11 protein-coding genes are annotated in these 10,119 nt (G+C 43.5%); all 11 read left to right on the forward strand.

Annotation, left to right across the window (positions count from 1 at the left end; all coding sequences use genetic code 11):
• Positions 1-214 (forward strand): hypothetical protein (locus tag GKG43_RS23100; protein ID WP_206672032.1); only part of this gene is annotated, 214 nt, incomplete at its 5' end.
• Positions 215-443: 229 nt separating this feature from the next.
• Positions 444-2,918, forward strand: coding sequence for a pyruvate formate lyase family protein (locus GKG43_RS09960; protein WP_129880050.1), 2,475 nt, complete (start codon positions 444-446; stop codon positions 2,916-2,918).
• Between the two features lie 43 nt (positions 2,919-2,961).
• Entirely contained in the window at positions 2,962-3,909 is a 948-nt protein-coding gene (locus GKG43_RS09965; protein ID WP_044926753.1) for a glycyl-radical enzyme activating protein, read from the forward strand.
• A 2-nt stretch (positions 3,910-3,911) separates the two neighbouring features.
• Positions 3,912-4,631, forward strand: coding sequence for a DUF6198 family protein (locus GKG43_RS09970; RefSeq protein ID WP_129880052.1), 720 nt, complete (start codon positions 3,912-3,914; stop codon positions 4,629-4,631).
• A gap of 125 nt (positions 4,632-4,756) precedes the next feature.
• Positions 4,757-5,353 carry a helix-turn-helix transcriptional regulator gene (locus GKG43_RS09975; protein ID WP_129880054.1) on the forward strand — a complete coding sequence of 199 codons (597 nt, stop codon included), beginning with the start codon at positions 4,757-4,759 and terminating at the stop codon, positions 5,351-5,353.
• A gap of 26 nt (positions 5,354-5,379) precedes the next feature.
• Entirely contained in the window at positions 5,380-5,676 is a 297-nt protein-coding gene (locus GKG43_RS09980) for a hypothetical protein (RefSeq protein ID WP_129880056.1), read from the forward strand.
• Between the two features lie 16 nt (positions 5,677-5,692).
• Entirely contained in the window at positions 5,693-6,091 is a 399-nt protein-coding gene (locus GKG43_RS09985) for a pyridoxamine 5'-phosphate oxidase family protein (protein WP_129880058.1), read from the forward strand.
• Between the two features lie 22 nt (positions 6,092-6,113).
• The gene (locus tag GKG43_RS09990; RefSeq protein WP_129880060.1) at positions 6,114-7,487 is read left to right on the forward strand and encodes an MATE family efflux transporter; all 1,374 of its coding nucleotides are present in this window, start codon (positions 6,114-6,116) and stop codon (positions 7,485-7,487) included.
• A 39-nt stretch (positions 7,488-7,526) separates the two neighbouring features.
• Positions 7,527-8,363: a tetratricopeptide repeat protein gene (locus GKG43_RS09995; protein ID WP_129880062.1), complete on the forward strand. Its 837-nt coding sequence runs from the start codon at positions 7,527-7,529 to the stop codon at positions 8,361-8,363.
• Positions 8,332-9,345 carry a DUF4037 domain-containing protein gene (locus GKG43_RS10000; RefSeq protein WP_129880064.1) on the forward strand — a complete coding sequence of 338 codons (1,014 nt, stop codon included), beginning with the start codon at positions 8,332-8,334 and terminating at the stop codon, positions 9,343-9,345. The genes GKG43_RS09995 and GKG43_RS10000 overlap by 32 nt, the downstream gene beginning before the upstream one ends.
• Positions 9,346-9,350: 5 nt before the next feature.
• Positions 9,351-9,953, forward strand: a complete 603-nt coding sequence (locus GKG43_RS10005; protein WP_050640898.1) for a DUF4125 family protein — start codon at positions 9,351-9,353, stop codon at positions 9,951-9,953.
• Positions 9,954-10,119: the final 166 nt, after the last annotated feature.

Genomic DNA, 10,119 nt, shown 5'->3' on the forward strand with positions numbered 1-10,119 from the left:
TCTGCCGGGCTTCAGGAAAATGGATAAGCGGCTCCATTTCCCTGAACGCCCGGCAGATGACCACATTTGTATCCCCTGCGGCAATCACTTTATCGGCTCCGATGCCGTGCAGCGGGGGGCACGGCACGGTCTGAACAGTAACCGTGTGACGGCTATTGATGAAGCGTGTTATTTTGACGGGAGGCGGATATGGGAGATGTGCAAATTTCACTAGTATTGCTTGATTTTTTGGCGTAATATGTATAATATTTAAGTATAGGGCTCGGCAAGTGTACTTTGGTGGATTTATTTGTGTAAAATTGACAAAACATTTTTGCGTATTTATTATTTTCCGGCGATATACACAAAAAAAGTAGCCGAAAGTAGTATGGTGAAAAACTAGATATTCGTTTATTATTAAGTCAGTTAGAAACGTATTAACATTTTCAAAAGGAGGTAGACGAATGTCTAGAAAGATCAAACTTAATTACACTAAGAGGGATGATTTAACACCGAGATTGAAAGCGGCAAAGGAAAAATTATTTGCTACAGAGCCACACATTGATACTCGTAAACTTATTATCGAGACTGATATTTATCAGAAATACGGCTTTACAAAGAGCCCGAACATGCTGAAAGCTATGGTATTTGACCGCTTAAGCCGCGAGAAAAAAGTATGGATTGATGACAATCCGATCTGTGGACATCTGACAGACTATACATACGGAAGTTATTTCCAGCCGTTCAGAGAGTTTGAGTGGGCAATTGACCGCGATGAATTTGCTTTCCAGAGAGGTTCAGCTATCGCAACAGAAGAAGAAAAAGAGATCATCAGAAAATGTGGTGAGTTCTGGGTAGGAAATGCAGTTAAAGACCGTGTTCGTCCGATTATTAAAGATCGTTACGGACTTGATGTTCAGGAACTGATTGATGTTGGTGTAGGCCTTAACTTTGACGATGATATGGGTACAACAACATTCCCGGATCACGATACAGTTATTAATGAAGGTTTAAATTCAATTATTGCAAAATGTAAAGACTATCAGTCAAGATTGAAAATATGGAATGTTGACCGTCCGGACCCATTAGCTGGTGAAGTTCCTGACGAAAACACATTCAATGAATCAACGATTCCAATGCCTGACTATAAGAAATGGGAATTCTACGAGGCTTGTATCATTTCTTGTGAAGCTCTGATTCTTCAGGCACATCGCTATGCAGACGCAGCAAGAGAAGCAGCAGCAGTTGAAACTGATCCTGCACGCAAGGCTGAGTTAGAAGAAATGGCTGAGACATGTGATTGGGTACCAGGCAATCCGGCACGTACATTCAAGGAAGCAATCCAGGCACTGTGGTTCATCACCATGGGCGGATGGCAGAACCTGTGTATGACAGTTGACCATGCACCGCTTCGTTTCCCACAGTATATGTATCGTTGCTACAGAGATGATATCGATGCTGGACGTATCACAGACGACGAAGTTATCGACTTAATCCAGTTCTGGTTCCTGAAAGTTAATACACAGAACTTCGTTATGTCACCTGAGCTTGCTCTGTGGAACTCAAGCCGTATCGCTCAGCAGCTGACCATCGGCGGACTTGATCCGAAGACCGGCGACGACGGAACAAATGAACTTGATTATCTGGTAGTAGAAGCACAGCGCCGTGCACAGTGTCCGGAACCGCTTCTCGCTTGTATGTATCACAATAAATTATCACACAGGTTCCTTGTTAAATGTGCCGAACTTGTTGCTACTGGTATTGGACAGCCATCATTCCATGGCCAGGAAGTTGCTATGAAACGTCGTCTGCTCCATGAGCACGGCCCAATCGAAGACATCCGTAACCAGGCTGTTTCAGGTTGTGTACAGTCCGTTATTCCGGGTTACACAGATGGTGCTTGGGAAGCTCGTTTCAATATGTACAAACCTCTCGAATTCATGCTTTCAAACGGCGTTGACTTCAAGAGCGGCAAACGCATTGGACCAGCTTACGGCGATCCTTGCGAGTGTGAGACATGGGATGACTTCTATGCTCAGTTATTGAAATATTATGAATATTGGGAAATTATCTGCCGTGATATCTCTACATTAGAGTGGAACGTTATGAGAGACTTCCCGTGTCCGCTGCTTTCCGCAGTTACATATGACTGCCTTGCAAGAGGTATGGACGTTGTAGACGGTGGCGCTAGATACAACTGGGGTGATGGAATCTGTATCTCTGGTAATGTTGATACAACAAACTGTCTGGCAGCAATCAAGAAACTTGTTTATGATGACAAAGTAATCACCATGAAACAGCTTGTTGAAGCAGTTGCAGCTAACTGGGAAGGATATGAAGATATCCAGAACATGTGTAAGAAAGCTCCGAAGTACGGCAACGATGATGATTATGTAGATTTACTTGGACGTCAGTTACATGCTGATTTCGCTGAAATCCATAACCGCAGACCTGACTACATGGGGCGTCCGACAATTACACCTTCTGCATACTCAGTAACAGGACATTATCCGTTTGGTATGAGAAGCTGGGCTTCACCGGATGGAAGAAAAGCAGGCGAGACATTTACGGATGCTACACTTTCCGCTACACCTGGAACAGATACAAGTGGACCGACAGCAGTTATCCACTCTGCAGTTAAACTGATTGACCCGGTAGTTTATGGATCTACTCACTTTAACATGAAGTTCCACCCAACAGCCCTGACCGGTAAAGAGAATATCGACAAATTCCTGACTCTTCTGAAGACATACTTCGATGAAGGCGGATACCAGATACAGTTCAACTGTGTAACACAGGAAAAACTGTTGGCAGCAAAGGCAAATCCGGAAGAGAACAAAGACCTCATCGTACGTGTTGCAGGATTCAGTGCTTACTTCGTAACACTGGCAGATGCTGTACAGGATGAGATTATTGCACGTACCAGCCAGACATGGTAATGCTTTGATTACAATGTTTGAGTAAATAATAGGGAGAGAGATTATGAGTGATTTAACAGCCCTTGTATTTAATATCCAGGGATTTTCTATCCAGGACGGTCCTGGTGTAAGGACAACCGTATTTTTAAAGGGATGCCCGCTGAGCTGTCAATGGTGTGCAAATCCGGAGTCACAGGTTTTTAGATCCGATATTATCCATGTCCCTAGCACTTGTGTACATTGTTATCGTTGTGTAAACTTTTGCACCAAAGGTGCGGTTAAGCTGCCGGAGAAGATGGGGGATAACCCAATCTTTGATCACGATGTCTGCGTTACATGCGAAGATCAAGACGTTTGTGAACATTCCTGCTATGAAGGGGCACTTGAGAAAGTCGGTAAACCGATGACTGTTGATGAGGTAATGGATGTAATCTTACATGATGAACCATTCTTTGTTAATGGAGGAGGTATTACCGTCTCCGGTGGCGAACCTTTGATGCATCCAGAATTTCTAGAAGAACTTTTTAGTGAATGTCAGGACAATTATATCCATACAGCTATAGAGACATGTGGATATGTGGCATGGGATAAATTTGAACCTGTATTAAGATATACGGATCTGGCTCTCTATGATGTGAAGCATATGGATCCGGTAGCCCACAAGGAACTGACAGGAGTATCCAATGAATTGATTCTGGATAATCTTCGTAAAATTATGGATGAGACGAATACAGAAGTAATCATTCGCATCCCGGTTATTCCGGGTGCGAATGATACAAACGAAAACATGGACGCGACTGCTAGGTATGCGAAAGAGATAGGTGCCAGAGAGATTCATATCCTGCCCTATCACCGTATGGGAATGGGCAAGTACACAGGTCTCGGACGGGAATATCCATTGGGAGAAGAGGTGGAATCCCCATCAGATGAGCGTATGGAGGTTATCCGTGACATTTTTAGGTCTTATGGCCTGATTTGTAAGATAGGCGGAACTGAAAAGGGGGACTCCTAATAATGAGTAAAGTAAAGTTTTTGGGCAAGCCAATGAGTATTAAGCGCTTGCTGACCTATGTGATTGGTTTGTGGATTATGAGTCTCGGTATTGCATTTGCCGTAAATTCTAATTTTGGTGTTTCACCAGTCACAACGTTGCCTTATGTAGTCGGCAGAATCCTGAATATCAGCGTTGGTACAGGAACATGGATTGCATATGGATGCTATATTATCATTGAAGCAATAGTTTATCGTAAGGAATTTAAAGCTGTTTATATTCTGCAGTTCCCGGCAGCTGTTATGTTTGGGTATTTTACAGACTTCAGTAAGTGGTTGATTTCTCCGCTTGGAACACCGGATAAATGGTATATCCAGTTAGTATTCGTAATTGTTGGTGTTATTATCCTTGGATTAGGATTGATGGCATATTTGGAAGCAGATATTATGGCTATTCCGCCTGATGCTTTGGCGGTTGCATTTGCTTGGCTGGTTAAGAAACCTTTGGGCAATGTAAAGAGAATTTTTGATTTATGTATTGTTGCAACGTCGTTGATTCTTTCTTTAGTATTTCTGCACAGCTATCAGGGCATTTGGATTGGAACAATTATCGCAGCTCTGGGTGTAGGAACGATGCTTAATTTCTGGAGAAAAATACTCCTTAGTAAGATAAAAGTATTCTTATGGGGAAAACAGCCGGCAGCTGAACCAAAATTAGACGAAGCACCGGCGGCAGCAAAATAATTTAAAAATGGCAGTGAGGGGTTATCACTTGGGGGAGAGATTTTCCGCCACTGAGGTAGCCCCCCACGTGTTGGATGAGATGTGACTTCTATTTAATCTGGATTTAATGGGAGAGAGGAACGTGTATGTTTTTAATTGCACATAATCAGATAATGATACCAAAGCGTTATTTTAGCGATATTGTGCCGGCAGTTGAAGAACTGTCAAGCACGGTAGGTGCTGTATTTCTCAATAAACTGATTTTAGATGAAAGTAATAGACCAGTTGAGTTTAATCAGGCGATTTTTTCCGAGAAACCACTAACCCGTATCGTTACGATGCATTTTCAGAATGGAGATATGTTCGATCAGTTCTGGGATGCAAGAGAACGACAGGATTTATGGCTTATTGGGAAAAATTATGCCTATTTTTGTGATACGATCATGGAAACCGGCAGCACAGAAGCATCGAGAATTATTAAGCCAATACCAGAAAAAGAATCAGACATGGAAATATTAAAAGGACATGGACTTACGGAACGCGAGGCGGAAGTTATGTATTGGCTCTGCCAGGGCAAGAGCAATGGTGATATTGCCTACATACTGAATCTGAGTGTTAGTACAGTCAAAAAACATCTTTCTAATATATTTGACAGCATGGGAGTACGAAGCCGGTCTGCAGCAGTGGCACTAGCACTGGAAATGGTTGGTTCTCAGAAATCCAAAATTCATCTTGTATTTTAAAGAGATTTCGAAAAGGAGGACAGTGTATGATTAAGATAACCAAAGAAGGGAAGAAGATGTTGGAGACAACTTTTGGATCCAAAGGACAGACAAAATTTAAAATCCAGCATATCAAACCTACTTGCAATGCATGCCGGGATGAGCTTCGACTTGTTCCTGGTTCGTCGGAACCGAACGATGTGATTTCGATGGAATCCGGGTATGTTTTTTTTGTTGACAAAGATCTTATGCAGCTTGCGGAGATTATAACAATAGATGCGGCGGGGGATATACCAGTTCTGACAACTCGCAAATCTATTGATCTTCGTGAAAGAAATCTTTAATTTTGGAGGATTAGTTATGGAAAAAAAGGAATTAAATCAAAAGATACTGAAGTTTATAAGTGAGGCAGGTTTCTTCTTCTTTGCTACAACGGAAGATGGAATGCCAAGGGTTCGGCCTCTTGCATACATTGAGGAGATAAAAGATGAGCTGATTATTGCGATCAGTACAACAAAGGCCATGGCGAGGCAGATAGATGCCAAACCTGATTTTGAGATTTGCGCCAGCACACCGGAGACATGGCTGCGTATTAAGGGGACAGCACAGTCGGTGACTGACAAAGACGTCATTGCGAAGGCTATGGAATGCCCAGTTGTAAAAGCAACTTATACGGAAGAGACTGTTGGGGCACGTTACCTGGTTCTTGACAGTGTGGAATATTTTTCTCTGACGGGTGAATACAGCCGCTGGAAATGATTTCGGAAAGGAAGTCTTCTAAATGGCAAAAGAAGTGAACAAGGAAGTATTTGAGGTACTTCCTGTACCGCAGGCAGTGGCTAAATTTGTTCTTCCTTCGCTTGCCAGTACACTCATTACGATTATCTACAGCCTGGCGGACACACTTTTTGTCGGTATGTTAAATAATCCTTCGCAGCTCGCAGGACTTACAGTGGCATTTCCGTACTATCAGTTCCTAAATGCGTTCTCAAGCCTTTGGGGGATTGGTACGAACAGCGTCATGTCACGTGCGCTTGGAGAAAAGGACTATGACCGGGTATCAAAAGCCTCTTCTCATGGGTTCTGGGGCAGCCTTGTATTTATGGCTGTGATATGCGTCATATTCCAAATACTGGAGAAACCGCTTCTTTACGTGGCAGGAGCCAGCGCACAGTCTTATGATTCGGCATCTGTATACATGCTGATCGTGTTTGTTATAGGCGGCATTCCTACTGTACTTTCTATCGTTATGAGCAATCTTCTGCGTGCAGAAGGACATGCAAAGTCAGCAAGCAGCGGGCTTATGCTGGGAGGCCTGTTAAACTGTATCCTCGATCCGATCTTTATCTTCGGAGCAGATATGGGAGTTGCAGGTGCGGCTGTGGCCACACTGATTTCTAACTGTGTATCGCTGATTTTCCTGATCATTGTTTATATCCGGATATGTGAGACTTCTTATATAACATTGAAACCATTCCCGGGTGGTGTGTCCTGGAAGCTGATAAAAGATGTGATACTGGTTGGGCTGCCGTCAGGCTGTTTGACCGTACTCGGTGCTACAGGATGTATCATACAGACCTCACTTTATTCTTTGTATGGCGATGCAGCAGTAGCAGGCTGGGGCGTTGTTAATCGTATCAGTTTTATTTCCATTTATACAGTTCATGGCGTAGCACAGGGAGTACTGCCTCTGATCGGTTACAATTACGGAGCCAAGAACTTCAAGCGTGTACGGAGTGTTAACAAATGTGCGTTCCTTATCACGGAAGTACTTGCTTGGGCAATTATGATACTTTCTCTGATATTTAGCGCAGGTATCATTAAGATATTCATCAATGATGCAGCAACAATAGAGGCTGGTGTCCAGATTATGCGTAAATATATGCTCTGTACACCGTTTATGGCAATTGTACTGCTGGTAAGTACACTCTGCCAGGCCGTGGGGAAATGGCAATATTCACTGATTATGCTCGCGATTCGGCAGCTTGTATTCAATATTCCGATCACATTCCTTTTAAATTCTCTTTTTGCTATGAAGGGTGTGGCAAGCGGCCAGCCAACTACAGAGTTAATTTGTTTTATCGGAGCATTGTTCGTATATCATAGATGTTTCTATCGAGCTATGAACAGAGAGGAATTGCTAAGTAAAAAGTAAGCTGAATATATAGCTTATGATATAAAGGGAGGAAGAAGGATGGTAATTAAAGAGATACTTGAAAAATCTGATGCATTATTTGCCGAAGGAAAACACCAGGAGGCGGCAGCATTTCTTGAAGGAAAGGCTGTTCTGGCACAGAATCAGGATGAATGGAAGGTGGAGCTTTCCATCATCAATGAATTGATGGGGTATTACCGCGGCATAAGCCAGCTCAGTAAAGCATGGGACTACGCATTCAGGGCAATACAGATTACCGAAGAGAATGCGGTAGGAGACAGTGCAGAAGGAATTACTACTTATCTGAATGTAGCGAATGTCTATCGGGCTGCCGGCAAGCCAAAGGAAGCATTATCACTTTATCAGCAGGTGGAAGAGACTTACAGCAAACAGGGAGTGGAAAAAGAGTACCGTGGAGGCGCCTTATATAATAATATGTCAGTGGCATATTTGGAGCTCGGAAAAAGTGAAGATGCCATGCGGTATTGTGAAAAAGCGATCGACGTGCTGAAGACGATTCCGGAAGTTTGGGATGAGTGTGCAGCCGCTTACAGCAATCTGGCCGGTGTGTTATTAAGAAGTGAAGTGCCTGATGTTGCAAAGGCAGATGCATGTGTAGACGAAGCATTGAAGCTTTTTGAGGGAAAGGGAGATAGTGCTCATTATTGCAGTGTATTGGCCATGAAGGCGTATATTGCTTATCTGAAGAAGGATCTGCAGGAATCGCTGGACATGTACGAGAAGGCAATGAATGAGACAATGAAGTATTATGGTAAAAATGCAGACTATGAGCGTCTGGAGCGGAATTGTAAGGGCGTTCAGGCTTTGCTGAACGGAGAAAAAAATGATGAGCCAGTTGAGCGGATTAGAAGTTGAGATGAAAGGCCTGGATTTGTCACGGGATTATTATGAAAATGTCGGCAAACCCATTTTGATGGAATTATTTCCCGAGTATATGGAAAAAGCGGCGGTCGGTCTAGTTGGAGAAGGGTCAGAGTGCTTTGGTTTTGACGATCAGATTTCCATGGACCATGATTATGGACCGTCTTTTTGTGTATGGTTTCCAAGAAATATATATACCGAGGTCAGGGAGAGCATGTCCGAGATCTATGATGCACTTCCGAAAGAATACAAAGGTGTCAGCGCAAACTTGATTAGAGAACAGTCTGCAGGGCGCCGGGGCATTCTGGAGATTGAGGGCTTTTATCAAAAATTTCTCACCCGGGATATAGTACCGGAAAACTTGACAGACTGGCTCAGGATTCCAGAACATTATTTTGCTGTAGCGACAAACGGAGAGGTGTTCGAGGATAATCTGGGCATGTTTAGTGAAATACGTGAGAAGCTTCTCAATTATTATCCTGAAGACATCAGGCTGAAAAAGATTGCAGCCTGTGCAGTCAAGATGGCGCATTCTGGACAGTGCAATTATGCACGTATGATGTGGAGGCACGATGTTGTGGCAGCAAAATTTGCTCTGGACGAATTCATGAGAAATGCCATATCTCTGGTGTTTCTTCTGAATCGTGTTTATTGTCCATATTATAAATGGATGTGGAGAGGCATGGAACAACTGCCAAAGCTTGGCAAGGTCAAAGATCTTTTGAAGAATATGGCGGCTGGGGCTTTGGACGTTAGTCACTGGGATTCGGGTAAATGGAAAGAGTGCCGGTATAAACTGAACAGGGAAGATCCGATGGTTGATATGGTGGAGCAGATAGCGGATTTGGTAAGAGAAGAACTGTGGAGCCAGGGGATAAGCAGCAGTACATCGGACTATCTCGAGGAACATGCCTATGCAGTGATGACCCGTATCCAGGATAAGCGGATTCGGTCATTACCGGTACTTATGGGGTAAAAATTATGAGTAATATAAGAGAAATAGTCGAAGAGGAATGGAGACAGTTTCAAAAGGTAAACAATCAGGGCGGAAGGGCATCCTGCCAGGATGACTGGAAAACCTTCTATATCATGAGAAAAAGTCAGTTCCTTGTTTGGCCGCAGGAGATATTGGACAGTTATTACGATGATTTGTGCAAAGCCCGTGAAGAGGGCAGGAATCTGTTGTTTGCAAAGTATGCGTATATGATGGAAAGTACGGCGCCTGAAGAGTTTGAAAAATTAAAAAAAGTTCTCCCCGTAATTTCTGATGAGCGGAAAATGCGCGTGGATGAAACGGTTGCTGCACATGTAAAATGGGCGGAAGAATTTGAGCAGGAACATCCTGAATACGCACGGCGGGGGCGTCCGATCCGTGCATGTCAGGAGGCGCCGGGCCAAACCTCTATAGAGACGTATCAAAGAGGGGAATTGTATTCTTACGGTGAAAACACGGAAAAGCTGTATTCTCAATATGTTCAGGAGTGCGTTGCTCAGAATAGAAACCTGGCGTCTCTTATCAGGGAGAACACGACACGGATGTACGGGTATGGGTCAATTTCTGATATCGAAGAGAGAATGGAATAGCTGTCAGCAAAAGGAAAATGGGAATGAGTGACAATAAGAGCGGGAAGTTAGCAGCTATCTATATTCTTTATATTATAGTGTCCGGGATAATCGGTATCCTATGTGGAACCGGATACAAGGCCATGATTGGGCTGCTTCTGGGATCCGCAGCCGCCTTCGCTAATTA

Origin of the sequence: Eubacterium sp. BIOML-A2, assembly GCF_009680135.1 — a bacterium.
GTDB lineage: Bacteria > Bacillota > Clostridia > Lachnospirales > Lachnospiraceae > Faecalicatena > Faecalicatena contortus_B.

Coding starts and splice junctions, on each gene's coding strand:
- GKG43_RS10000 (WP_129880064.1), top strand. CDS start 8,332: ATGATGAGCCAGTTGAGCGGATTAGAAGTTGAGATGAAAGGCCTGGAT.
- GKG43_RS09960 (WP_129880050.1), top strand. CDS start 444: ATGTCTAGAAAGATCAAACTTAATTACACTAAGAGGGATGATTTAACA.
- GKG43_RS09965 (WP_044926753.1), top strand. CDS start 2,962: ATGAGTGATTTAACAGCCCTTGTATTTAATATCCAGGGATTTTCTATC.
- GKG43_RS09980 (WP_129880056.1), top strand. CDS start 5,380: ATGATTAAGATAACCAAAGAAGGGAAGAAGATGTTGGAGACAACTTTT.
- GKG43_RS09985 (WP_129880058.1), top strand. CDS start 5,693: ATGGAAAAAAAGGAATTAAATCAAAAGATACTGAAGTTTATAAGTGAG.
- GKG43_RS09990 (WP_129880060.1), top strand. CDS start 6,114: ATGGCAAAAGAAGTGAACAAGGAAGTATTTGAGGTACTTCCTGTACCG.
- GKG43_RS09995 (WP_129880062.1), top strand. CDS start 7,527: ATGGTAATTAAAGAGATACTTGAAAAATCTGATGCATTATTTGCCGAA.
- GKG43_RS09970 (WP_129880052.1), top strand. CDS start 3,912: ATGAGTAAAGTAAAGTTTTTGGGCAAGCCAATGAGTATTAAGCGCTTG.
- GKG43_RS10005 (WP_050640898.1), top strand. CDS start 9,351: ATGAGTAATATAAGAGAAATAGTCGAAGAGGAATGGAGACAGTTTCAA.
- GKG43_RS09975 (WP_129880054.1), top strand. CDS start 4,757: ATGTTTTTAATTGCACATAATCAGATAATGATACCAAAGCGTTATTTT.